Annotated in this window: 23 protein-coding genes; 5 read left to right on the plus strand and 18 right to left on the minus strand. The window is 42.4% G+C overall.

The genetic code is table 11. The features are described from left to right. Positions 1 to 47 precede the first annotated feature (47 nt). The 7 genes from ileS to rpmH all read right to left on the minus strand — a co-directional run bounded on the left by ileS (position 48) and on the right by rpmH (position 7,983). Positions 48 to 2,867 (minus strand): isoleucine--tRNA ligase, encoded by a 2,820-nt coding sequence (ileS, locus tag C3007_RS07385; RefSeq protein ID WP_103853844.1) that lies wholly within the window; start codon positions 2,865 to 2,867, stop codon positions 48 to 50. Between the two features lie 185 nt (positions 2,868 to 3,052). Further along, a complete protein-coding gene (ribF, locus tag C3007_RS07390; RefSeq protein ID WP_103853845.1) occupies positions 3,053 to 4,000 on the minus strand; it encodes a bifunctional riboflavin kinase/FAD synthetase in 948 nt (315 codons plus the stop codon). Positions 4,001 to 4,185: 185 nt separating this feature from the next. Further along, entirely contained in the window at positions 4,186 to 5,544 is a 1,359-nt protein-coding gene (gene mnmE / locus C3007_RS07395; protein WP_103853958.1) for a tRNA uridine-5-carboxymethylaminomethyl(34) synthesis GTPase MnmE, read from the minus strand. Positions 5,545 to 5,637: 93 nt separating this feature from the next. Then, complete coding sequence (gene yidC, locus C3007_RS07400; RefSeq protein ID WP_103853846.1) at positions 5,638 to 7,251, minus strand: membrane protein insertase YidC; 1,614 nt, start codon at positions 7,249 to 7,251, stop codon at positions 5,638 to 5,640. Next, complete coding sequence (yidD, locus tag C3007_RS07405) at positions 7,251 to 7,511, minus strand: membrane protein insertion efficiency factor YidD (RefSeq protein ID WP_103853847.1); 261 nt, start codon at positions 7,509 to 7,511, stop codon at positions 7,251 to 7,253. Before yidD ends, yidC begins: the two co-directional genes overlap by 1 nt. After that, positions 7,475 to 7,834: a ribonuclease P protein component gene (rnpA, locus tag C3007_RS07410; protein ID WP_103853848.1), complete on the minus strand. Its 360-nt coding sequence runs from the start codon at positions 7,832 to 7,834 to the stop codon at positions 7,475 to 7,477. The genes yidD and rnpA overlap by 37 nt, the downstream gene beginning before the upstream one ends. 14 nt (positions 7,835 to 7,848) lie before the next feature. Beyond that, positions 7,849 to 7,983: a 50S ribosomal protein L34 gene (gene rpmH / locus C3007_RS07415; RefSeq protein WP_005539760.1), complete on the minus strand. Its 135-nt coding sequence runs from the start codon at positions 7,981 to 7,983 to the stop codon at positions 7,849 to 7,851. 354 nt (positions 7,984 to 8,337) lie between these two features. Here rpmH and dnaA point away from each other — a divergent pair, with 354 nt between their 5' ends. The 5 genes from dnaA to C3007_RS07440 all read left to right on the plus strand — a co-directional run bounded on the left by dnaA (position 8,338) and on the right by C3007_RS07440 (position 14,176). Continuing rightward, a complete protein-coding gene (gene dnaA, locus C3007_RS07420; RefSeq protein WP_103853849.1) occupies positions 8,338 to 9,699 on the plus strand; it encodes a chromosomal replication initiator protein DnaA in 1,362 nt (453 codons plus the stop codon). A 10-nt stretch (positions 9,700 to 9,709) separates the two neighbouring features. After that, positions 9,710 to 10,810: a DNA polymerase III subunit beta gene (gene dnaN / locus C3007_RS07425; RefSeq protein WP_103853850.1), complete on the plus strand. Its 1,101-nt coding sequence runs from the start codon at positions 9,710 to 9,712 to the stop codon at positions 10,808 to 10,810. A gap of 3 nt (positions 10,811 to 10,813) precedes the next feature. After that, positions 10,814 to 11,890: a DNA replication/repair protein RecF gene (gene recF, locus C3007_RS07430; protein WP_103853851.1), complete on the plus strand. Its 1,077-nt coding sequence runs from the start codon at positions 10,814 to 10,816 to the stop codon at positions 11,888 to 11,890. 252 nt (positions 11,891 to 12,142) lie between these two features. Beyond that, a complete protein-coding gene (locus tag C3007_RS07435) occupies positions 12,143 to 12,835 on the plus strand; it encodes a 7-cyano-7-deazaguanine/7-aminomethyl-7-deazaguanine transporter (RefSeq protein ID WP_103853852.1) in 693 nt (230 codons plus the stop codon). 36 nt (positions 12,836 to 12,871) lie between these two features. Beyond that, positions 12,872 to 14,176, plus strand: coding sequence for an MFS transporter (locus tag C3007_RS07440; protein ID WP_103853853.1), 1,305 nt, complete (start codon positions 12,872 to 12,874; stop codon positions 14,174 to 14,176). Positions 14,177 to 14,238: 62 nt separating this feature from the next. Here C3007_RS07440 and C3007_RS07445 read toward each other — a convergent pair whose 3' ends face one another. The 11 genes from C3007_RS07445 to C3007_RS07495 all read right to left on the minus strand — a co-directional run bounded on the left by C3007_RS07445 (position 14,239) and on the right by C3007_RS07495 (position 23,392). Next, positions 14,239 to 14,709: a low molecular weight protein-tyrosine-phosphatase gene (locus C3007_RS07445; RefSeq protein ID WP_103853854.1), complete on the minus strand. Its 471-nt coding sequence runs from the start codon at positions 14,707 to 14,709 to the stop codon at positions 14,239 to 14,241. Next, a complete protein-coding gene (gene rimO, locus C3007_RS07450; RefSeq protein ID WP_103853855.1) occupies positions 14,709 to 16,040 on the minus strand; it encodes a 30S ribosomal protein S12 methylthiotransferase RimO in 1,332 nt (443 codons plus the stop codon). The genes C3007_RS07445 and rimO overlap by 1 nt, the downstream gene beginning before the upstream one ends. Before the next feature lie 121 nt (positions 16,041 to 16,161). Continuing rightward, positions 16,162 to 17,454, minus strand: a complete 1,293-nt coding sequence (gene dcuC, locus C3007_RS07455) for a C4-dicarboxylate transporter DcuC (protein WP_103853856.1) — start codon at positions 17,452 to 17,454, stop codon at positions 16,162 to 16,164. An 11-nt stretch (positions 17,455 to 17,465) separates the two neighbouring features. Continuing rightward, complete coding sequence (pepE, locus tag C3007_RS07460; RefSeq protein ID WP_103853857.1) at positions 17,466 to 18,185, minus strand: dipeptidase PepE; 720 nt, start codon at positions 18,183 to 18,185, stop codon at positions 17,466 to 17,468. 205 nt (positions 18,186 to 18,390) lie between these two features. Continuing rightward, the gene (gene slyD / locus C3007_RS07465) at positions 18,391 to 18,999 is read right to left on the minus strand and encodes a peptidylprolyl isomerase (RefSeq protein ID WP_103853858.1); all 609 of its coding nucleotides are present in this window, start codon (positions 18,997 to 18,999) and stop codon (positions 18,391 to 18,393) included. 60 nt (positions 19,000 to 19,059) lie between these two features. Continuing rightward, entirely contained in the window at positions 19,060 to 19,755 is a 696-nt protein-coding gene (locus C3007_RS07470; RefSeq protein WP_103853859.1) for an SIMPL domain-containing protein, read from the minus strand. Between the two features lie 147 nt (positions 19,756 to 19,902). Beyond that, positions 19,903 to 20,313, minus strand: a complete 411-nt coding sequence (gene rraB / locus C3007_RS07475) for a ribonuclease E inhibitor RraB (protein WP_103853860.1) — start codon at positions 20,311 to 20,313, stop codon at positions 19,903 to 19,905. A 114-nt stretch (positions 20,314 to 20,427) separates the two neighbouring features. Further along, positions 20,428 to 20,826 carry a large-conductance mechanosensitive channel protein MscL gene (gene mscL / locus C3007_RS07480; RefSeq protein ID WP_103853861.1) on the minus strand — a complete coding sequence of 133 codons (399 nt, stop codon included), beginning with the start codon at positions 20,824 to 20,826 and terminating at the stop codon, positions 20,428 to 20,430. Positions 20,827 to 20,915: 89 nt separating this feature from the next. Then, positions 20,916 to 22,292, minus strand: a complete 1,377-nt coding sequence (trkA, locus tag C3007_RS07485; RefSeq protein WP_103853862.1) for a Trk system potassium transporter TrkA — start codon at positions 22,290 to 22,292, stop codon at positions 20,916 to 20,918. A gap of 468 nt (positions 22,293 to 22,760) precedes the next feature. Continuing rightward, a complete protein-coding gene (locus C3007_RS11555; protein ID WP_164550708.1) occupies positions 22,761 to 22,916 on the minus strand; it encodes a hypothetical protein in 156 nt (51 codons plus the stop codon). Further along, positions 22,913 to 23,392, minus strand: coding sequence for a DUF6934 family protein (locus C3007_RS07495; protein WP_103853864.1), 480 nt, complete (start codon positions 23,390 to 23,392; stop codon positions 22,913 to 22,915). The genes C3007_RS11555 and C3007_RS07495 overlap by 4 nt, the downstream gene beginning before the upstream one ends. Positions 23,393 to 23,420: the final 28 nt, after the last annotated feature.

Consider the following 23,420-nt stretch of genomic DNA (forward strand, 5'->3'; position numbering starts at 1 on the left):
ACTTTGTGATTTCGCTAAATCAAAGTGCGGTGGAATTTTTTCATATTTTATGCAAAGCGTCTTACTTCACCTTCGCCGTCCACATTTTCAACACAGCGTGAACACAGGGTTGGGTGTGCTGGATTTGTGCCGATGGTATCAGAATAATGCCAGCAACGCGGACATTTTTCATTGGCGGAACGAACTACTTTCACTTTAAAGCCTTCTATTTCACCTGCTTCCACATCCGCTTCGGCTAATGGTTTCACTTGCGCTTTTGACGTGATCAGCACAAAGCGTAATTCATTTTCCAGCTGCGATAAAATCTTCGCGTATTCATCGTTCGCATAAAGGGTAACCTCTGCTTCCAATGCGGCGCCAATGGTTTTATCTGCACGGGCTTGCTCTAACACACGGTTTACTTCATCACGCAGTTTCAACACTTGTTGCCAGTAAGCATCATTCATTGTTTCTTTTGCGCTTAATGGGAATAAGCCGTCATAAAACTCTTCGGTAAATACAAATTCCGCGCGTTCACCGGGGATATATTGCCAAATTTCATCAGCAGTGAAAGATAAAATCGGCGCAATCCAACGCACCAAGGCTTCGGCAATATGCCATAAGGCTGTTTGGCAGCTACGGCGCGCAAGGCTATCCGCTTTGGTGGTGTATTGGCGGTCTTTGATAATATCTAAATAGAATGATCCCATTTCGATTGAACAGAATTTCATTAAACGCTGAACAACGGCGTGGAACTGATAATTATCATAAGCTTCTTGGATCTCTTTTTGTGCATTCAAGGCACAATCCACCGCCCAGCGATCGAGTACGATCATTTCTTCTGGTTTAACTAAATCGCGTTTTGGATCAAAACCATTTAGGTTCGCCAAAAGGAAACGCGCCGTGTTACGAATGCGGCGATAGCTATCGGCTGCACGTTTTAAGATTTCATCTGAAACAGACATCTCACCGGTGTAATCCGTTGAAGCTACCCATAAACGTAAAATATCGCCACCGAATTTGTCCATCACTTCTTGCGGGGTCACAATATTTCCGATGGATTTTGACATTTTGCGCCCTTTGCCATCTACGGTGAAACCGTGAGTTAGCACTTGCTTATAAGGCGCTTGGTTATCCGTTGCGGTGGAAAGCATTAGCGATGACATAAACCAACCACGGTGCTGATCCGAACCTTCAAGATACATATCCGCACTTAAGCCGTTAAACTCTGGACGCGCTTTCACCACAGAGAAATAAGTCGATCCTGAATCGAACCATACATCAAGGGTATCTGGCACTTTTCGATAATTTTCTGCATCATCACCAAGCAGATCTTTTGGATCAAGATCCCACCAAGCTTGAATACCCGATTGTTCCACCAGTTGCGCCACTTGCTCGATAAGTTCAAGGGTGCGTGGGTGTAATTCTTCGGTGGTTTTGTGGATAAATAACGCCATTGGCACGCCCCAAGTACGCTGACGGGAGATACACCAATCTGGACGATTTTCCACCATTGCTTCAATGCGCGCTTGGCCCCAATCAGGAATCCAACGCACTTTTTTGATTTCGCTTAAGGCTTGCGGACGTAAGCCATTTGTTTCCATTCCAATGAACCATTGCGGTGTGGCACGGAAAATAATTGGCGTTTTGTGTCGCCAGCAATGTGGGTAACTATGGCGAATTTTTTCTAATTTCAATAAGTTACCTGTTTCTTTCAGTTTTTCGATGACTAAATCATTGCTTTCAAACACGCCTTTGCCGGCAAAAAATGGCGTTTCTGCTTTAAATACACCAGCATCATTAATTAATGCTGCCATTTCTAAGCCATATTTTAAGCCTACCAAATAGTCGTCTTGACCGTGATCTGGCGCGGTGTGAACCAAACCTGTACCCCCATCAGTGGTAACGTGATCACCTAAAATCACTGGCACGCTGTAATCATAGAATGGGTGGTTAAAGCGAAGAAGTTCTAAATCCGCCCCTTTTGCTTCACCTAGCACTTTCACGTTCTCTTCGCCTAGTGCTTTTTGTACGCTTTCCACCAAATCTTTCGCTAAGATCAAACGCTTGTCGCCAAATTGTAATAATTGGTAAACAAGATCGGCATTCACTGCGATCGCGCGGTTTGACGGCAATGTCCAAGGGGTGGTTGTCCAGATCACCGCAGCTACTTCACCGCTGCCTGCTTCGCTTAAATTAAATTTATTTAGTACCGCACTTTCATCGGTGGCGGGGAATTTCACATAGATAGACGGGGAAGTTTTATCTTCGTATTCCACCTCGGCTTCTGCTAAAGAAGATGCACAATCCAAACACCAATGCACTGGTTTATAACCTTTGTAAAGATGACCGTTTTCGACCACTTTAGCCAAAGTGCGAATAATGTTCGCCTCGGTGTCGTAATTCATTGTTAAATAAGGATTATCCCAATCCCCTAACACTCCTAGGCGGATAAAATCTTTCTTTTGCCCTTCCACTTGCTCGCGTGCATAGTTACGACATTCTTCGCGGAATTGTGCCGCAGAAATTTTGTCCCCTGGTTTTCCCACCAAGCCTTCTACTTTCAATTCAATCGGCAAACCGTGGCAATCCCACCCCGGGATATAAGGGCTGTCAAAACCTGCCGCGGTTTTGGATTTCACAATAATGTCTTTCAGAATTTTATTTACAGCGTGTCCGATATGAATTGAACCGTTGGCATAAGGAGGGCCATCGTGCAGAATAAAGGATTTTTTCCCTTGTGCAGATTGTCTGATTTTTTCGTAAAGTTTTTTCTCATACCAATTTTTAAGCATGACTGGCTCGCGTTTCGCCAGATCGCCACGCATTGGAAACCCTGTCGCAGGCAGGTTAAGCGTGTTTTTGTAATCTACATTTTCATTCGACATTTGTTTTTTCCACGTTGTATAAAAATAAAATCTTGCATTGAATGCACAATAACCTTGGCATTATACGCATAAATAGCCCAATGTTAAAGAATGGGGGCATGGGAATTGTTATTCAATCCGGAATTATCAACAGCCCCTAAAGTGCGGTGATTTTTTCGCAAATTTTTTACCGCACTTTAAGCCATTTATCTGGTTCTTTTTGCGTGGCTAAAATAATCCTTCGCCACGTCCACATCTTTTGCAATTTGTGCTTTAAGATCGTCAAAAGACGGAAATTTGACTTCATCACGAATTTTATGACAGAGCGTCACCTGAAGAGCTTGCCCGTAAATATCGCCTTTAAAATCAAAGAGATGAACCTCTAACAGCTGTTTTACACCATTGATAGTCGGGCGGCGACCAATATTTGCTACACCTTTATATTCCGTGCCATCAGGCAATTTGGCTCGCACGGCATACACGCCTTTCACAGGGTTCACTTGGCGTTGCAGACGAATATTTGCCGTTGGAAAACCGATGGTTCGCCCTAATTTATTGCCTTGCACCACGCGCCCATAAATGCAATAAGGCTTGCCTAAAAGCTGCTCGGCAAGGGCTAAATTATCATCAGCTAAGGCTTGACGAATCGCTGTGCTGCTAATGCGTTGTTCATTTAAACGAAAACTGCAATTATCTTCCACCGCAAAACCGTATTTCTCCCCCGCTTGCTGTAACAGCGCAAAATCCCCTGTACGCCCTGCGCCAAAGCGGAAATCATCGCCAATGCTTAAAAATTTCACGTTGAGTTTCTGCACCAAGCATTGTTCAATAAATTGTTGTGCGGAAAGCTGAGCAAAAGTGCGGTCAAATTTGATGCGAATAACATAATCCACGCCCAAATCTGCCAGTGCACTTAATTTATCGCGCAGCCGCATTAAGCGCGGCGGTGCGTTGTCGCCCATAAAATATTCGCTCGGCTGGGGTTCAAAAAGCATCACAACCATGGGCAAAGAAAGCGCACTTGCTTTTTCACGCAAATGACGCAACACCGCTTGATGCCCTAAATGCACGCCATCAAAATTCCCAATGGTTAAGGCACAGCCTTGTTGCTGAAAAATAGCGGGCAGTTGTTTTAACCCTTGAATTAATTGCATTAATCTATTCCGTTACGACCTTTTTTAATCATCACACCATACACACCGTATGGCGTTTGTTTATCTCAGCCACGCGGTGGCTAGTAAGAATAAATGCGAGCTTGTCGCGTTAATGTTTATTTTGCAATGTCAATCTCATCATAAAAAATCAATAAAATGACACCGCACTTTTATTTTCTACTGATTTATTTCCCAATACAAAACGAACTAAAAATATTGCCGAGCAGATCATCAGAGGTAAATTGTCCAGTAATTTCGCTCAGGTGATTTTGCACCATTCGCAATTCTTCGGCGAGCAGTTCACCTGCGTAAAATTCTGTGAGCTGAATGAGTCCTGCTTGTAAGTGGATATCTGCTTGTTCTAAGGCTTCCAGATGGCGACGGCGTGCAAGAAATCCCCCTTCGGCACTGGTGTTATAACCCATTGCTTGCTTCAAATGTTCACGCAGTAAGTCCACGCCCACTTGGGTTTTCGCTGAAAGACTGATGGAGGTTTGTCCATTTTGTTCGCTGATGGTTTCCGCTTCACCACTTAAATCAGCTTTATTACGCACAATGGTTAAAGGGATATTGTTCGGCAATTTTGCCAAAAATTCTGACCGCACTTGTGCGAGATTTTCTTCGCTATCGGTGCTGTCTAACATCAGAATAATGCGATCTGCTTGCTCAATTTCGTCCCACGCACGGCGAATCCCAATGCGTTCTACTTCATCGGTGGCATCACGCAAACCTGCGGTATCAATAATATGCAACGGCATTCCGTCAATGTGGATATGCTCACGCAGCACATCTCGGGTTGTGCCTGCAATGTCGGTAACAATCGCCGCTTCGCGTCCTGCGAGAGCATTGAGTAGGCTAGATTTTCCTGCATTTGGTCGCCCTGCAATCACAACTTTCATTCCTTCACGCAAAATCGCCCCTTGCTTGGCTTCCGCTCGCACGGCAGCAAGTTGAGCAATAATCTCACGCAATTTGGCTTCAATTTTACCGTCCGCCAAGAAATCAATTTCTTCATCGGGAAAATCAATCGCTGCTTCCACATAGGTGCGTAGATAAATCACATCATCAACAAGCTGATTGATTTTATTAGAAAATTCCCCCTGTAAGGATTTCAATGCAGAGCGTGCTGCTTGTTCAGAGGTCGCGTCAATGAGATCGGCAATAGCTTCCGCTTGAGCGAGATCCAGTTTATCATTCAAAAACGCCTGTTCAGAAAATTCACCTGGGCGAGCCAAACGCACGCCTTTGACTTGCAAAATGCGTTTGAGTAAGAGATCTAAAATAATCTGTCCGCCGTGGCCTTGTAGCTCTAATACATCTTCACCGGTAAAAGAATTCGGGGCTTTGAAAAATAGCGCGATCCCTTGGTCTAACACCGTGCCATCGATATCTTTAAACGGTAAATAATTCGCTACACGCGGCTTAAGGTTTTTGCCTAGCACCGCTTCTGCTACTTGTTGGGCAAGCGGCCCTGATACCCGTAAAATACCGACACCGCCACGTCCAATCGGGGTAGCTTGGGCGACTATGGTTTCTTTTGACATTGCTATTTTTGAACCTTTACTTAATTTTGAATGCTGATTTGAATTCATAAAATAAAAGGTATCCTGAGATACCTTTTATTGCTTTATCCCATTTTATTTTTTACGGGAATGTAATCCTTTTTTCTCTAACCCACGGTAAATCCATTGTTGTTGAGCAATGGTGATAAGGTTGGAAACTAGCCAGTAAAGTACCAAACCTGCTGGGAAGAATAGGAAGAATACCATAAAGATCAACGGCATAAATGTCATAATTTTTTGTTGCATTGGATCAGCAACAGGTGTTGGCGACATTTTTTGTAATAAGAACATTGATCCGCCCATTAAAATTGGCAAGATGAAATACGGATCTTGTGCCGATAAATCTTGAATCCAACCGAAGAATGGCGCGTGGCGTAGTTCAACGGCTTCCATAAATGTCCAATATAAGGCGATGAAAATTGGCATTTGTAAGAGAATTGGTAAACAGCCACCTAGTGGATTCACTTTTTCTTCTTTATACAATTTCATCATTTCTTGGCTCATACGCTGACGATCTTCACCATAACGCTCACGCATTTCTTGGATTTTCGGTTGCAGCATACGCATTTTCGCCATTGAGGTATATTGTGCTTTTGTTAGTGGGTAAAGCAAGCCTTTCACCACAAGGGTTACACCAATAATCGCAAGACCCCAGTTTTTCACTAAATCGTGAATGTGGGTAAGTAGCCAGAATAACGGTTTCGCAATAAACCACGCCCAACCGTAATCCACGGTTAAATCTAAGTGGTTTGCCACTTCTGCCATTTGATTTTGTAATTTCGGCCCTGTCCATAATTTGCTGGTGATGGTTTCTGTTGCGCCTGCTGGAATATCCACTACTGGCCCACGATAACCAATTGCCCCTAAATTACGCGCTTTGTCCGTAGAAGTATATAAAAGATGCGTGCTGTCTTGATTTGGAATCCACGCAGACACGAAATAATGTTGCAATACCGCTACCCAACCTGCTTTAGTTTGGATAGAAAGATCTTTTTCTTCCATATCTTGGAAGCTATATTTTTTATAATTCGTTTCAGAAGAAGAATATGCGCCACCAGTATAAGTTGGCATCGCCATACTGCCTGAGCTTTCTACCAAAGTATGGGTTAATTTTGCATAAGGCTCAACTTCAATAGCTTGACCACTTTGGTTGGCAATTTCAAAGTTCACTGCCACATCATATTCGCCGCGTTTTAAGACGAAAATTTTGCGGTACGTTACGCCATCTTTTTCAAATACTAATGGCACAACAAGCTCATTTTGTCCATCAGCCAGTTTGAAAGTATCCCCTTCTACTTGGTAATTTGCACGGCCTGCTTTGGTGTCAATCCCGTTTTTGCCAACTAAACCACTTTGCGCAATATAAATATGCTCTGGTGTATCGTTCAATAAAACAAATGGTGTATGGGAATCTAATTCTGCATCATATTTTAATAATTCAGAACGCACTACGTCCCCACCTAATGTATTCACTTTTAAACGGAATACATCATTTTCTAAGGTAATGACTTTACCTTGAGCAAGGTTAGCAAGGTCTGAATTTGCGGTTAATTCGCCTTGAGAATTAGAAGTTTGCGCTTGTTCAGTGGCAACAGGCTTTGGTGAATGGTAATCCACTTGCCATTGCTGATAAACAAGAAAAGAAATAAAGAGTAGTGCTAGCACTAACAGGCTACGTCTTGAATCCATTATTTGTTCTCTTTGTTGTTATTGATCTTCGGCGGAACAGGATCGTATCCACCAGCGTGTAAAGGATGACATTTTAATATACGTTTTAACGTAAGCCAACCACCTTTTAACGCACCGTGCGTTTTTAATGCTTCAATGCCGTAGCAAGAACAAGTTGGCGTGAATCGGCAACGTGGGCCAATTAAAGGACTAATAACGAGCTGATAAAAGCGAATAAGCGCAATTAAGACTTTCGAGCCAAGCGAATGTGGCGCTGCCATAATTTATCCAATGAATTGAATATTTGCTGATTGTCTAAACGCCCAATCCCTTGTTTTACCACAATAACAAAATCATAATGCGGCAATTGATGTTGCAACAAACGGAAACGTTCACGACACAAACGCTTAATACGATTACGATCGTGGGCGCGTTTTAAATGCTTTTTTGCTACCGCTAAACCTAAACGTGGAACAGATTCCTGATTAGGACGGGCTAGAATGGTAATTTCGGGGGAACTCGCGCGTTGCGGATCTTGGAAAACGTATTTGAATTGAGCGGGAGTTAGCAGACGTAACTCCCTAGAAAAGTTTAGCTTAATCACAGCGAAGGGCTGGATTATGCAGATAAACTTTTACGACCTTTAGCACGACGACGAGCTAAAACTTGACGGCCGTTTTTAGTTGCCATACGAGCACGGAAACCGTGAGTACGGCTACGTTTTAATACAGATGGTTGAAATGTACGTTTCATAACTATAATCTACCTAAATCAACATTGTTTAACCATTGCCTTTGACATTTAGATAGCCAAAAACGAATTGAAACAAGGGTTACTAAAATAAGGAACGGAATTGTAATCACAAATGAGCCGTTCGTCAAATAAGAATAAGAAAAATCGCAACATAATCTGCATTTTTCTTATTTGAAAGCATAAAAGCGGGGTGAATTATACTTTTTTTGGCAGAAATCTCAAGCAGCCTTTTTCGATTTTTTTGATCCTTTTATAAAGATCTTTTCTTAACTTTATTGTAAAATTAGCCGAATTCTCACCGCACTTTTCTGCGGACGATTCAAACGTTTAACTAATAAACTAGACATAATAACAATGAAAACCACGCTCGCATCACTTTGGCAGGATTGCCTTTCACAACTGCAAGATCAAGTTTCACCAACGGATTTCAGCACTTGGTTACGCCCATTGCAAGCTGATATTGTGGGTGAAAACAATATGGTGTTATATGCCTCCAACGTTTTTGTTAAAAACTGGGTGGAAACCCATTATCTTGAATTAATCAGCCGTTTAGCCCAACAATTTTCTGGCAATGCGGATTTTAGTGTGAAAGTGCAAGAAGGTTCAAAACCTGCGATGCGTAAAACCACACCGCCACCTGCTGCCGTTCAACATAATGCACCGGCGCAGCCAAGCGAGCAAAAAACCAGCTATCGTTCTAACTTAAATACCAAGCACATTTTTGAAAACTTTGTAGAGGGGAAATCCAACCAACTGGCCCGAGCCGTGGCGCAAAAAGTGGCGATTAACCCTGGGGAGCAAAGCGCCAATCCGCTATTTCTTTACGGTGGCACAGGGCTTGGTAAAACCCACTTATTACACGCTGTGGGCAATGGGATTTTAACCACCAAGCCTGAAGCGCGCGTGATCTATATTCACGCCGAACGCTTTATGCAAGAGTATGTCCGTGCCTTGCAAGAAGACAAAATGGAAAACTTCAAAAAATTCTACCGCACTTTAGATGCTTTGCTGATTGATGATATTCAATTCTTCGCCGGCAAAGATGGTACGCAAGAAGAATTTTTCCATATTTTCAATTCCTTATTTGAAAGCAGTCGGCAAATTATCTTAACCTCAGACCGCTATCCAAAAGAGATCGAAAAGATCGAAGATCGCTTAAAATCCCGCTTTGGCTGGGGGTTAAGTGTTGCCATTGAGCCGCCAGAGCTTGAAACTCGTGTCGCCATTTTATTGAAGAAAGCGGAAGAAAAAAATATGCGCTTACCAGAAGAAGTGGCGCTGTTTATCGGTGAGAAATTACGCACCAACGTGCGTGAATTAGAAGGTGCGCTCAACCGCGTACACGCGAATGCAGAATTTACCGGCAAGCCGATTACTATTGACTTTGTGCGCGAAACCCTCAAAGATATGCTGGCATTGCAAGAAAAATTAGTAACGGTGGAAAATATTCAAAAAGTAGTGGCGGAATATTATCGCATCAAAGTAGCGGATCTTAAATCAAAAAGCCGCGCCAGATCGGTGGCTCGCCCACGCCAAATTGCAATGGCGCTGTCGCGTGAACTCACCAACCGCAGCTTCCCTGAAATTGGCAGCAGCTTTGGTGATCGCGATCATACTACCGTGTTGCACGCTTGTCGCAGTGTGGATAAACTCAAACAACAAGACCCAAGCATTCAAGAAGATTGGTCTAATTTAATCCGAACCTTATCAGTTTAAGGACGAAAACATGCAATTTACTGTATCAAGAGAAAATCTGTTAAAACCCTTACAACAAGTGTGTGGCGTGTTGAGCAGTCGCCCTAATATTCCAGTGTTAAACAATGTGTTACTACACATTGAAGGACAATCTTTAACCATTACAGGAACTGATTTAGAAGTAGAACTTTCCACTCAAGCACAACTAAACAGCGCAGAGCAAAATGGTAATTTCACAATCCCTGCCAAAAAATTTCTTGATATTTGTCGCAGTTTTCCTGATGGTTCGGATATTACCGTGAGTTTTGAAGAAGATCGTGCTTTGGTGCTTTGTGGACGCAGTAAATTTAACCTTGCCACCTTGCCTGCGGACGAATATCCAAACTTGGCGGATTGGCAAGCAGAAGTCGATTTCATTACCATACAAGCCACCTTACGCCGCTTAATTGATGCCACGCAATTTTCTATGGCAAATCAAGATGCACGTTATTTCTTAAATGGAATGAAATTTGAAACAGAAGGCAATTTGCTGCGTACTGTAGCAACGGACGGACATCGTCTTGCCGTTTGCACCATTCCGTTAGAGCAAGATCTACAGCTTCATTCTGTCATTGTGCCACGCAAAGGCGTTTTAGAACTCGCTCGCTTATTAGAAAGCAATGTTCAACCTGCTCGCGTGCAAATTGGCACAAATAATTTGCGTATTGATTTAGGACACATTATTTTCACCTCGAAACTCATTGATGGACGCTTCCCTGATTATCGCCGAGTGTTACCACGCAACGCCCAACGTATTATGACAGGTGAATGGGAAAGCCTAAAACAAGCCTTTGCCCGTGCGGCTATTTTGTCCAACGACAAAGTTCGCACCGTGCGTTTACAGCTTGCTGAAAACCAGCTCACGATCACCGCCACCAATACTGAGCAAGAGCAAGCGGAAGAAATCATTGACATCAATTACAGTGGTGAAGAAATGGAAGTCGGCTTTAACGTGAGCTATTTGCTCGATGTCCTCAATGCACTCAAATGTAAGCAAGTGCGTATGCGTTTAACAGACGCCTCATCAAGCTGTTTAATTGAAGATGTGGACGATAACAGCGCAGAATATGTGATTATGCCAATGCGTTTATAATTTATGGCAATTTCACGCTTAACTGTTGAAAACTTTCGCAATTTAACCGCCGTGGATCTGGAATTTGACCACGGCTTTAACTTTTTAGTGGGCAATAATGGCAGTGGCAAAACCAGCTTGCTTGAAGCCATTTTCTATCTTGCTCACGGTCGCTCTTTTAAAAGTGCGGTGGCAAATCGCATCATTTCTTATGAACAGCCCCACTTCACCCTGTATGGTAAAATTCAAGAGCAACAGCATCAATGGTCAGTGGGTTTGCAAAAACATCGTCAAGGTAATACACAGGTTAAAATTAACGGTGAAGAAGCGAAAAAAATCGCTGATCTTGCCCATTTATTGCCGATGCAAATGATTACCCCAGAAGGACTCACCTTGCTCAACGGCGGCCCTAGCTATCGCCGTGCTTTTTTAGATTGGGGATTGTTTCATCATCATAGCCAATTTCACCCTGTATGGAGTCAGCTCAACCGCCTGTTAAAGCAACGCAACGCCGCTTTGCAACAAGCCTTTCGCTACGAACATATTCATATTTGGGATAAAGAACTGGTCAATCTTGCCAACCAAGTGAGCCAATGGCGCGCCGATTATGCCGAAGCCTTACGCCCTGAAATTGAACGCACTTGCCAACTGTTTCTGCCTGAATTAGAAATCAGCGTGAGCTTCCACCAAGGTTGGGAGAAAAATAGCGATTACGCCGAATTGTTACGGCAAAATTTTGAGCGTGATCGTGCTATTGGCTACACCGTATCTGGCCCGCAAAAAGCCGATTTTCGCTTTAAAGCCAACGGGTTACCTGTAGAAGATGTGCTTTCTCGCGGACAATTAAAACTGCTAATGTGCGCCTTACGCTTGGCTCAGGGGGAACACCTAACCCAACAAAAAGATCGCCATTGCATTTTCTTAATTGACGATTTTGCTTCTGAATTAGATAAAACCAAACGCGCTCTACTTGCCGAACGCTTACAACAAAGCGGCTCGCAAGTATTTGTGAGCGCAATCACCCACAATCAGCTTAAAGAAATGCAACCGGAAAAACACCGCACTTTTAGCGTGAATAACGGCAAACTCAGTGAAAGCTAGTTTTGTTTTCACCCTTTCCTCTATCCAATAAAAAATTTATAAAAAACCACCGCACTTTATATTAGATAACTTTTTCTACTTATTTTCGTGAAATAAACAGATATATTCCTTGAAATATCAACAAAAATACGTATTATCTGCTTTCCTTTGTACAGCCCTTATACCAAGTAAGTGGCTGTTCGCAGATATATTAAATTTTTCCATTAATTTGGGTTCCCTCACCCCAATGTTTTCAACAAAAAGGTATAAAAGATGAAAGTAACTTCTCCGATCTTTAATCATCAACAAAAACGCAAGGCATTAATTCTTTTAAGTTTTTTCCACATTTTTATTATTGCCGCCAGTAACTATTTAGTCCAAATTCCCTTTGAAATCCGATTGCCACTTCATCTGTTTGGACTAGAAGATTTTTCATTCCACAGCACCTGGGGAACACTCACTTTCCCATTTATTTTTCTTACCACGGATTTAACCGTGCGAATTTTTGGTGCGAAAGAAGCAAGGTGGATTATCTTCGTTGTGATGTTCCCTGCGCTGATTATCAGTTATGTGATTTCCACACTTTTTTTAGATACGCAATATCAAGGCATTGAGGCCTTACTTGACTTCAACTTATTTGTCTTCCGTATTGCGATTGCCAGTTTTGTTGCCTATGTTTTTGGGCAACTGTTAGATGTATTAGTCTTTAACCGCTTACGCCAACTCAAAACTTGGTGGATTGCACCGAGTAGCTCAATGATTTTTGGCTCAATGGCCGATACCTTCTTATTCTTCTCCGTTGCATTTTACGCAAGCAGTGATCCTTTTATGGCAGAACATTGGTTTGAGCTTGGCTTTGTGGATTACCTTTTCAAACTTTTTGTTGGCATCGTGCTGTTCGTTCCAGCCTATGGCGTGGCGCTGAATGTCATTTTGCGTAAACTTCAGCAACTCACAAAGCAATAAAAGGATTTATTCATCAACACATAATAAGGAAACACAATGAATATACGACAGATCATCGACCAACAGCCAATGAGCCCTTACCAATGGGCGGTTGTCGTTATGGCAACCATAATGAACTTGTTAGACGGTTTTGATGTACTTGCACTCGCCTTTACTGCCACAGGTATCCGTAACGAATTTGGTTTAAGTGGCGCGGAGTTAGGCTCGTTGCTTAGTGCGGGATTATTCGGAATGACCGCCGGTTCACTCTTTCTTGCGCCCCTTGCGGACAAAATTGGGCGCCGTCCCTTATTATTAATCAGCGTATCGCTTTCTGCTGCGGGAATGTTGGGTTCATTTTTCGCCGCAGACTCCTATTCTCTCGGCATTTGGCGTGTTGTAACTGGTTTAGGCGTTGGCGGTATTTTGGTCGGTACAAATGTGCTAACCAGTGAATATTCCTCAAAAAAATGGCGTAGCCTTGCTATCAGTATTTATGCCGCAGGATTTGGTATTGGCGCGATTTTAGGGGGGCTTTTTGCTGTTGCCTTACAAGCGGAGTATGGCTGGCGCTCCGTTTTCCTTGCAGGCGCAATTTTAACGGGATTATGCTTAATTTGCTTAGTATTATGGCTACCTGAATCCATTGATTATTTAATCAATAAACAACCAAAGAATGCTCAAGCTCGATTAAACAAAATTCTGCAAAAAATCGGCATTTCCTCATTTTCTTTGCCAGAAATCAAGCAACACAAAGCGAAAGCCGCCCCGATTACCCAACTATTTAATCAACAATATCGTCGCTCGACTTTAGCCATTTGGTTAGCCTTCTTTGCGATAATGTTTAGTTTCTATTTCATTAGCTCTTGGACGCCAGCCTTATTAAAAGAAGCTGGAATGACCACAGAACAAAGTGTCACCATTGGTATGATGATTTCTTTAGGTGGCACTTGTGGGGCATTATTCTATGGCTTATTAGCAAGCTATTGGTCTGCGCGTAACGTCTTAATTTTATTTACGATCATTGCAGCAATTTCCGTCATTGCTTTTATTCTTTCTTCGACTGTTTTATGGCTTGCAATGGTACTAGGTGTCATTGTAGGCGCATTAATTAACGGCTGTATCAGCGGACTTTACACCCTAAACCCAAGCATCTACGCTAGTGATATACGAGGCACAGGAGTTGGCTGGTCAATCGGCATTGGACGCATCGGCGCAATCCTCGCCCCAATGATCGCAGGCGTCTTATTAGACAATGGATGGGAAAAACAGAACCTTTATATCGGCGCTGCATTTGTGCTATTAATCGCTACTTTTGCTTTAATATTGTTGAAGAGAAATAGTACGATAAGGGAGTTATAGTAAAAATAAAAGCTGATAGCCATAAACTATCAGCTTTTTTATAAACGAAAGTGCGGTGGTTTTTAGCAATGTTTTTCTTTACGGATATGGTCTAATAACGCATCGCAACATTGATCCAATAATTCATAGGTTTGTGTGAAGTTTTTGGTGTACCAAGGATCGGGGATATGATCGATGCCAAGGTTTGGACAAAGGTGGGTGATTTGGAACAATTTTTCGGGGTGATGGCCAAATAATTTTTCCAGATCTACAAGGTTTTGATCGTCCATTGCGATGAGGTAATCAAAATCCTGCCAATCTTTTGACCGCACTTTTCGGCTAGTAAAGCCTTTATTATCAATATGATGTAATTCAAGGGTTTCTGCTGTGCCACAGTGCATATCTTCGCCATCGTGCCAGCCTGATGTCCCCGCACTGTCGCAGAGGATTTTATCGGCTAGCCCTGCTTGTTTCACTTTTTCGCGGAAAAGATATTCTGCCATTGGGGAACGGCAGATGTTCCCCAAGCAGACAAAAAGCACCTTCACTGTCATTAGCACGTTCCCCATAAATCATATTCATCGGCTTGCGTAATGGTAACGTTAATCACCTGCCCCACGCTAACCGCTTGGTTTGACAGGTTATCCACATACACCACGCCATCAATTTCTGGCGCATCCGCCATTGAGCGGCCGATAATGCCATCTTCATCAATTTCGTCCACAATCACAGGTAGCGTTTTGCCGATTTTTTGTTGTAAACGCTGTGCTGAAATGGCTTGTTGCACTTGCATAAAGCGATGGAAACGTTCTTCTTTTACCTCTTCAGGCACTTGATCTGGCATATCCGTGGCTACTGCGCCTTCTACGGGGCTAAATTTAAAGCAGCCAACACGATCTAATTGTGCTTCTTGCAAGAAATCCAATAATTGTTGGAAATCTTCTTCCGTTTCTCCTGGGAAGCCCACAATAAAGGTAGAACGCAAGGTTAATTCAGGGCAAATTTCGCGCCATTTTTTAATCCGCTCAAGGGTGCGATCGATTGAACCGGGGCGTTTCATTGCTTTCAAAATTTTCGGGCTAGCGTGCTGTAATGGAATATCTAAATAAGGTAAGATTTTGCCCTCCGCCATGAGTGGAATTAAATTATCCACGTGCGGATAAGGATACACATAATGCAAACGCACCCAAATACCTAAGGTCGCCAACTGCTCGCACAAGCTGATGAGATTGTTTTTAATCGGCTTACCGTTCCAGAAAACCGTTTTGTTTTGATTTTCTTTGCTTTGATCTAAAGAATAAGCAGAGGTATCTTGCGACACGATAAGCAACTCTTTCACGCCTGCATCGGCAAGGCGTTTGGCTTCATCTAACACTTGTGTAATCGGGCGGCTATCTAAATCCCCACGCATTGAAGGGATAATGCAGAACGTACAACGATGATCGCAACCTTCAGAAATTTTCAAATAAGCATAATGTTTTGGCGTGAGCTTCACCCCTTGCGCTGGCACAAGGCTGATATAAGGATTATGGGCAGGCTTTGGCACATATTTATGCACCTGTTCCATCACCGCTTCATAGCTATGAGGGCCTGTCACTTCCAACACTTTTGGGTGAACTTCACGAATGCGATCTTCTTTCGCTCCCAAACAGCCCGTTACAATCACCTTGCCATTTTCTTCCAATGCTTCGCCAATCGCTTCTAGCGACTCTTGCACCGCGCTGTCAATAAATCCGCAGGTATTAACGATCACTAAATCGGCATTTTCATAACTCGGAATAATGTTATATCCGTCAGAACGCAACTCCGTTAAAATACGCTCTGAATCCACTAAATTCTTAGGACAACCTAAGCTAATAAAACCAATATTTGGCACTGAACTCATACAATAATCTCAATAATCACTCAAAACGGTGCATTGTACAAAATTCGTATGCAAAAGGCGATAAGTGCGGGGAAATTTAGTGGAAAAAAGCACCGCACTTTTATTTGTTATGCCTTTTGAGTTAAAGCATAAATAATGCCAAGAATAACACCGCAAGCACCATTCCTAAGCCGGTACGTTTGACAATTTCTACTGGGCTAACCATTGCTAGGCCCGCGCATACAATGGTTACGCCAGCAATAGGGGAAGCGGTGCGTCCGATAGCCCCTGCGATAGCCGCTGCCATACCAAGATTTAAGTGGGTATAGCCTAATTCTACCGCGTGTGGTGTTACCGCCGTGTTGAAAGCAATGGCTGCCGCATCGCCAGAACCGGTGAGCAAGCCCATTAAGAATGGCCCGATGGTTGCGCCCCAGCGTACGAACTCGTTGGAATGTTTAAGGAATTCAATCGCACTGTCAATGGCGCCAGTGGATTTTAATCCTGCCACAAAAACACTGGCGGAAATAATGATACCTAGCACGTTTGCATAAGCGCTGCCCATTCCGTTAAAGAATTCTTCGGTAATTTTTGCTGGAGAAACACGGGTTACAATGATGGCGTAAATTGCACCAATTAACATTGCTTGTGGCACGCCCATTTTTGTCCACGCCAGCGCAGGGATTTCTTGTAAAGACGTACCGCCGATCACCAAAATCACCAACGGTAATAAAGGCGCAATGGCAAAAAGGAGGTTCGATTTTTGGAAAGATTGTTCCGCTTCTTTCGCTTCAGCTAAATAGGCTTGACGGTGTTCTTCACCGTAATCTTTCAACATTAATGCAACCAAGGTCAGCGAAACTGCCGCAATCGCTCCTGCGATCATTGTGTAAGGCGCGTGAGATAAGTTCACTTGCGTGATGGTTAAGTTGGACATTTCCGCGATCATTGCAGAATGAGAAGAACCCGGACTCATCATTGAACCGAATGTTCCTGCCAAAATCGCTGCCCCCGCAGTGACAGGGCGTACGCCAGCACTTTTTAGCACGGGGATTAAGGTTGCGCCAACTGCTGCAGCACAACCTGCCGCAGAAGGAATGGCAATATTAATAAAGAAGGTGATCACCGTGGCAAAAGGGATTAAGAAAAATCTGAGTCCTGAAAGCGGTTTCGTCATTAAATGCACCAGATGGGTGTCGCATTTTGTGTATTTCATTACATAAGCAAAACCCATACTAGAACAGATCGCCATAATCAAGCCGCCGCTGGTCATTGATTTCGCAAAAGCGTCCAACGCACCCATTGGATTTAGGGTAAGCAAGGACATCATCAACCCCAAGCCAATTAATACGGTGCGCGTTTCATATTTTTTTACCAGTAAATAAACCGCAGCGATAACGCCTAGAACCGCTACAAAAGATTTAAGTTCAAGCATTTTTCTTCTCCTTAGTAATCAAAGGTAACACCGCTTGCATAGCGTTCGCATTGGCCATTTTTGCTGAATTTTAGCACCGCACTCTGCTGTGCTTCGCTAATATCCAGCACTTTGGCCTGATTGCCTTGAATCTGTAATGCCGTACCTTCAGGCAAGGCATAAACGTGGGATTTAGGATTGACAATCAAAAATTCCGCTAAGCGTTCTTCACGGCTTTCACCGTTATGCCCTGCAATTTTGCCAGAAATAAAGTGTGGATTAAGTTGATGTGGGAAAAGATTTAAGGCGTCAAAGGAAGGCGGATAAAGAATTGGCATATCATTTGTGGTCATAATGGCTTTGCCTGCCACATTTGCCCCTGCGCTCCAGCCGAAATAAGGCGTGCCTTGTTGCACTTTTTGGCGAATAGCGTCTAATAAATGGTGTTCATACAACCCATTAAGCAGGCAGAACGTGTTGCCACCGCCAATGGCGATCACATCAGCTTGCTCAATAATATCTAAATGGCGCTTGCCACGATGGACAGACACCACGTCCATTTCTAGCTCTGCCAAGGCTTGTTGCACCAGCGTTTCATACTCATCATAACTACGGCTCACACCGGCATAAGGCACAAATCCAATAGTTTTTCCTTTGTATGTAGAAAGAAAGCTTTTCAGCCACGGCATACAATGCACGAGATAACCCGTATTTTGGTATTTGGAACCGCTCATTAAAAGCATATTTTTCATTCTTGCCTCCTTGTGAATGCGAAAAAATAACCTGTTAGGGGTAAGTGATTACAAGGAACATTATGCGTAGGAATGATAAAAAAGCACGAGATTTACAATAAAAAGGTGAATTTCTTGATGTGTATCACAAAAAATCCACACCCATTTAATCTTCGACTAAATGTGGTGTGGATTGAAGTGCGGTCGTTTTTTGACGAGAATTTAATTAGTGTTTACAACCACCGTTTCCGCAGCAGCCTTCGCCATCGTGATGGTGGTGATCGTGGTCGTGATGATGGTGATGATGACCGCCACAACCACAGCCGTGCCCTTCTTCATCGCTATCACCGTGTCCGCCACAGCAACCGCCCTCTTGGTGGATATGACCGTGTGCGATTTCCTCTAAAGTTGCTTCGCGGGTTGCCACCACTTCCACATCGAAAAGTAATTCTTGACCTGCAAGCATATGGTTGCCGTCCACTACCACATCATTTTCACCCACTTCCGTGATCACCACAGGTAATGGGCCAACATCTGTATCTGCGATAAAACGCATTCCAGCTACCAGCTCATCAACGCCAACAAACACGTCTTTTGGCACACGTTGCACTAAATTTTCATTGTATTCGCCATAACCTTCTTCTGGTTTTACACGAACTTCAAATTTATCGCCAACGGATTTTCCCTCTAAGGCTTTTTCTAAGCCAATCACTAAATTATTATGCCCTTGTAAATATTCTAAAGGCTGATTTACTGGGGCTTCATCAACTAATACACCGTCTTCGGTGCGAACTTGGTAAGCAATGCTCACCACAACATTTTTTGCAACTTTCATTTATAACCTCGTTGGCTTGTTAAAATTGCCCCATTGTATAGGAAATGGGGCAGGCTGTCATTATTCCTGAACAAGCTGAATTTTCGCCTCAATACTTGCTCTTACGTTAGCTTTGCCATTGCCTAATTGCACCTCATCGTTCGACATTGAACTTGCCATTTTAGCCATTGCATAAGGACGAGCCACAAAGCGTCCGCTTTCCATTGGCGTGCGGATATTCAATTCCACAATTTTATAGCCTTTCGCCCCAAGCGATTGTTGAATTAATGTGGCTTTGCGGTTTAATTGTGTCAGCGCTTGTTGCATCATTTCATCTTCAATGCGATTAATTGCGTCAGAAGACACTTGAGAGTTCACATATTCAATCGCTAAAAGACCATTCAGCTCACTGATGGCTTTTGATAACGCCTCATTATTTTTACTTTGCAGCATTAACTGCCCACGAGCGATCCAACCATTTTGTTTTCCCTCGCCATTATAACGCACGTGTGTGCTGCGGGAATTATCTCGCAATTCCACGTCAGGATAGGCTTTTAAAATCTCAAAAGCACGATTTATTTTGCCGTTAATTTCCTTATTAGCTAACGCAAGATCTTTATTTTCTGCTTGGATAAATAATGTTGCTTGCAATAGATCGTGGGCAATTTCTTTTTCAACTTCCACATCAAAATTAATCACATTATTGTTGCTCACAGGGGTAGCCAAGGCAGAAAGTGGTAATGCCATTAAGGCAAAAATCAGTTGTTTTAAGCGCATAAAAATCCTTATAAATTAATTGATTTGTTGCTATATCGACAGGTAAAAAGGCGAATAGTTCCGAAATAAAAAATCCATAAAAAAGCACCGCACTGATATTTTGGTAAAAATAAAGTGCGGTGGGATTTTTACAAATTTTGCTGAGTTTTATTCTTCGTCATCAAAAAACTCGCCGTCTTCTCCATATTCATCTTCTTGAGCATTAGGATCTTCAAAATAGGTTCCCCAGCCGTCATAAATGCCGTTAAATTTGGCAATCAATGGGAATAATTCTTTCTGTTGAGCATCAATTAATTCCGCCTTTAATTCAATTTCGCTAATGGCATCAAAAGAAAATAAGGTTTTGCCATCTTCATCTTGCCATTCTTCTGCATCAGACACTTCATAACCTGCCTTAAACACATCAACGGCAATTTTTTCTAATTTATCAAAATCATAATGCGAAATATGATGCTCAATAATATAAAGGGCAGCGGGATCACTGCCGTCATTAAGCAGGTCGCGAATAATTTCACGCGTTGTGGCTTGAGATTCTTCTACTGTTGGAATAGCGTCCATTGTTGTTCTCCTTTTAGAAATAAATGAATATTGGGCATCATTTTACTACGTTATCCACATTTAGGATAAAAAAAATCTTCCTACTTATGAGGAAGATTTTTTCTAATCAGCGAATTATTTTTTTAATAAATCACGGATTTCAGTTAATAATTTTTCTTCATTTGAAGGCTCAGCAGGTGCTGCTTCTGGTTCTTCTGCTGGTTTCTTCATTTTGTTCATACCTTTAACGACTAAGAAAATTGCGAACGCAATGATCACGAAGTCAACGATATTTTGTACGAATACACCGTAGTTTAAAGTCACTGCTGGCACATCACCTACCGCTTCTTTCAATACAACGTGTAAATCTTTGAAATCTACGCCGCCTGTGAGTAAACCTAAAACAGGCATAATCACATCAGCAACAAATGAACTTACGATTTTACCAAATGCACCGCCGATAACCACACCGACAGCCATATCCACAACATTACCGCGCATTGCAAATTCGCGGAACTCTTTCATAAAACTCATAAAATACTCCTAAATAAAAGGCTGAAAGGATTAATCAGCGGCGGCTATTATATGTACTAAAAAGGATAAGTACAGCATTTTTTTCATTTTTAGATAAAAAACGCACTTGGTTGGAATAATTTTTCCACTTCAGGAATATGTTTTTTATCACTCACATATACCACAATGCGATCATCTTCTTCAATTACCAAGCTTTTTCTTGCCACCATCACCTCTTCACCACGCAGCACTGCACCGAGAATCACACCCGGCGGAAGTCTAATTTCAGACACTTGTCGCCCAATCACATTAGAAGATTCCGCCTCACCGTGTACCACAATTTCTAAGGCTTCGGCGATACCATGACGTAAAGACACCACACTGCCCACATCGCCTTTACGAATATGCCCAAGCAAGGCAGAAATGGTCGCCTGCTGTGGCGAAACCACAATATCCAGCGTTCCCCCTTGCAATAAATTGATATATGCCATTCGTTGGATCAGCACCATCGCCTTTTTCGCCCCTAAGCGTTTTGCCAGCAAGGCGGACATAATGTTTGCTTCATCATCACTGGTGAGCGAAAGAAAAACATCAATATTTTCAATATGTTCTTCAAATAACAAGGATTGATCAGAAGCATCACCGCAAAAAACCAACGTCTTTGACAAACGTTCTGCCAAGGCGGTAGCACGTTCAGGATTACGCTCAATCAATTTTACTGAACATTGCTCTTCCAAACGTTTCGCCACTCCGCTACCAATATTTCCGCCACCAATAATCATTATGCGTTTATAAGGTTTTTCCAAGCGCTGTAATTCGCTCATAATAGCTTTAATATGAATCGTATCGCAAATGAATGTGACTTCATCGCCTGCTTCAATAATGGTTGAACCTTGCGGACGAATCACCTTATCCTGACGCAAAATTGACACCACACGGCAATCAATATGCGGCAGATGCTCTTTAAGCGCCGATAACGCATAGCCCACCAAAGGGCCACCATAATAAGCTTTCACCACCACAATACTAATTCGCCCATTGGCAAAATGCGAAACCTGCAACGCCCCAGGGTAATCAATCAAGCGTACAATTTCATCGGTAACCAATTTTTCTGGCGAAATAATATGATCAATGGGGATCACATCAGGCTGAAAAAGTTTATTTTTCTCACGCAAATAATCCGCACTACGAATACGCGCGATTTTAGTTGGCGTGTTAAATAAGGTATAAGCCACTTGGCAGGCGATCATATTGGTTTCGTCTGAATTGGTTACCGCCACCACTAAATCCGCATCTGCCGCCCCCGCCTCACGCAACACTTTCGGTGAAGATGCCACGCCATTCACCACGCGCAAATCGTGCTTATCTTGCAAAGCGAGCAAGCGATCTGCTTGGTTATCCACAAGGGTGATGTCGTTATCCTCACTGACTAAATTTTCCGCAAGGGTCGTACCAACTTGGCCAGCGCCTAGAATGATGATTTTCATTGTTGTGATCTCTTTGGTTTTTTATTGTTTGGCTGATTGCGTTTTTCTTTGGGGCTATAACGGGTTTCGCACGTTGTGCGACTTACTTTCTTTTGTTTCCGCAAAAGAAAGTAAGCAAAGAAAAGCGTCCCCGATCAAATTGCTTTTCCTCATTTCGACAGAATTTTCTTAACGAAAAGTAAGCCCATACTCGCTATGCTGCGTTCAGGCGTTACTTTTCTAAAAATTATCTCTTCACTCGGGCAATTTGGACGGGAAAATTTATCCTATTGCCCTTTTGTAGGCATTTTAACAGCATAAAGTGCGATGTTTATTTGAAAATTTTTATTTCCATTCGGGCAATTTACAAGGGGATTTACGCATTTTTATCTTGTCAGTAATGAAAAACCTTGTAGATGGCTCAATCATTTTTAATGTTACTTATTGATAATAAAAGTAAAAATAGCGTACAACAGTACGCTATTTGGGCTAAGATTGTTTTATATTCATTTCTCGCAAATTCTGTTCTGTGACTTTTAGGCTTGATAAAATCACCTTTGCTGCCTCAAATTTTTTCTTAAAAATTGGGGCTGTTGGTAACTTGTCTAGCTTTTTATTTGTTTTCACTTTCAATAATTTCTTCATAATATTACCTCTACTCTTTGCTTTACTAAGAATGCCTCAAATTTTTTCTTGGTATTAGGTAAAAAAAGATGAATGCTTCCCTCACTAATTCCTGAAATTATAAATCTTTCTGAGATCTCAGAATAGTATTTATTCAACATCATACGATAAAGCCTTGTCCTGGCTTTCGAACTTCCTTCAAATAAAATCAATGCGGAAGGATATTCAAGGAAAAATAGTTCCGCAGCGTAGGCTACCGTTCTTAAAATTACTTCCATATCACCATTATTAGTGACCACCTTATCATCGATCTCTACGCCATCTATCGTATCACCAAACCCCAAGTTAAATAAGGGAGTATCTTCAGGAAATACGGCATTATCCAATCGGCAAAACTCAATAATTTTTGTTTGCTGCTCTCCATTTTTCCCTTGGCTAACAAATTGATAGCGTAATCTAGCACTATCTGAACTTAAAACATAAGGTTTAATTTGCATAAAATATTATCAAATAATAGTTACTATT

The organism is Avibacterium gallinarum, from assembly GCF_002921135.1.
Taxonomy (GTDB): domain Bacteria; phylum Pseudomonadota; class Gammaproteobacteria; order Enterobacterales; family Pasteurellaceae; genus Avibacterium; species Avibacterium gallinarum.

Bases quoted from the DNA above. Each gene is read 5' to 3' on its own strand.
- ileS (WP_103853844.1), bottom strand. From the start codon at position 2,867: ATGTCGAATGAAAATGTAGATTACAAAAACACGCTTAACCTGCCTGCG.
- ribF (WP_103853845.1), bottom strand. From the start codon at position 4,000: ATGCAATTAATTCAAGGGTTAAAACAACTGCCCGCTATTTTTCAGCAA.
- mnmE (WP_103853958.1), bottom strand. From the start codon at position 5,544: ATGTCAAAAGAAACCATAGTCGCCCAAGCTACCCCGATTGGACGTGGC.
- yidC (WP_103853846.1), bottom strand. From the start codon at position 7,251: ATGGATTCAAGACGTAGCCTGTTAGTGCTAGCACTACTCTTTATTTCT.
- yidD (WP_103853847.1), bottom strand. From the start codon at position 7,511: ATGGCAGCGCCACATTCGCTTGGCTCGAAAGTCTTAATTGCGCTTATT.
- rpmH (WP_005539760.1), bottom strand. From the start codon at position 7,983: ATGAAACGTACATTTCAACCATCTGTATTAAAACGTAGCCGTACTCAC.
- dnaA (WP_103853849.1), top strand. From the start codon at position 8,338: ATGAAAACCACGCTCGCATCACTTTGGCAGGATTGCCTTTCACAACTG.
- dnaN (WP_103853850.1), top strand. From the start codon at position 9,710: ATGCAATTTACTGTATCAAGAGAAAATCTGTTAAAACCCTTACAACAA.
- recF (WP_103853851.1), top strand. From the start codon at position 10,814: ATGGCAATTTCACGCTTAACTGTTGAAAACTTTCGCAATTTAACCGCC.
- C3007_RS07435 (WP_103853852.1), top strand. From the start codon at position 12,143: ATGAAAGTAACTTCTCCGATCTTTAATCATCAACAAAAACGCAAGGCA.
- C3007_RS07440 (WP_103853853.1), top strand. From the start codon at position 12,872: ATGAATATACGACAGATCATCGACCAACAGCCAATGAGCCCTTACCAA.
- C3007_RS07445 (WP_103853854.1), bottom strand. From the start codon at position 14,709: ATGACAGTGAAGGTGCTTTTTGTCTGCTTGGGGAACATCTGCCGTTCC.
- rimO (WP_103853855.1), bottom strand. From the start codon at position 16,040: ATGAGTTCAGTGCCAAATATTGGTTTTATTAGCTTAGGTTGTCCTAAG.
- dcuC (WP_103853856.1), bottom strand. From the start codon at position 17,454: ATGCTTGAACTTAAATCTTTTGTAGCGGTTCTAGGCGTTATCGCTGCG.
- pepE (WP_103853857.1), bottom strand. From the start codon at position 18,185: ATGAAAAATATGCTTTTAATGAGCGGTTCCAAATACCAAAATACGGGT.
- slyD (WP_103853858.1), bottom strand. From the start codon at position 18,999: ATGAAAGTTGCAAAAAATGTTGTGGTGAGCATTGCTTACCAAGTTCGC.
- C3007_RS07470 (WP_103853859.1), bottom strand. From the start codon at position 19,755: ATGCGCTTAAAACAACTGATTTTTGCCTTAATGGCATTACCACTTTCT.
- rraB (WP_103853860.1), bottom strand. From the start codon at position 20,313: ATGGACGCTATTCCAACAGTAGAAGAATCTCAAGCCACAACGCGTGAA.
- mscL (WP_103853861.1), bottom strand. From the start codon at position 20,826: ATGAGTTTTATGAAAGAGTTCCGCGAATTTGCAATGCGCGGTAATGTT.
- trkA (WP_103853862.1), bottom strand. From the start codon at position 22,292: ATGAAAATCATCATTCTAGGCGCTGGCCAAGTTGGTACGACCCTTGCG.
- C3007_RS11555 (WP_164550708.1), bottom strand. From the start codon at position 22,916: ATGAAGAAATTATTGAAAGTGAAAACAAATAAAAAGCTAGACAAGTTA.
- C3007_RS07495 (WP_103853864.1), bottom strand. From the start codon at position 23,392: ATGCAAATTAAACCTTATGTTTTAAGTTCAGATAGTGCTAGATTACGC.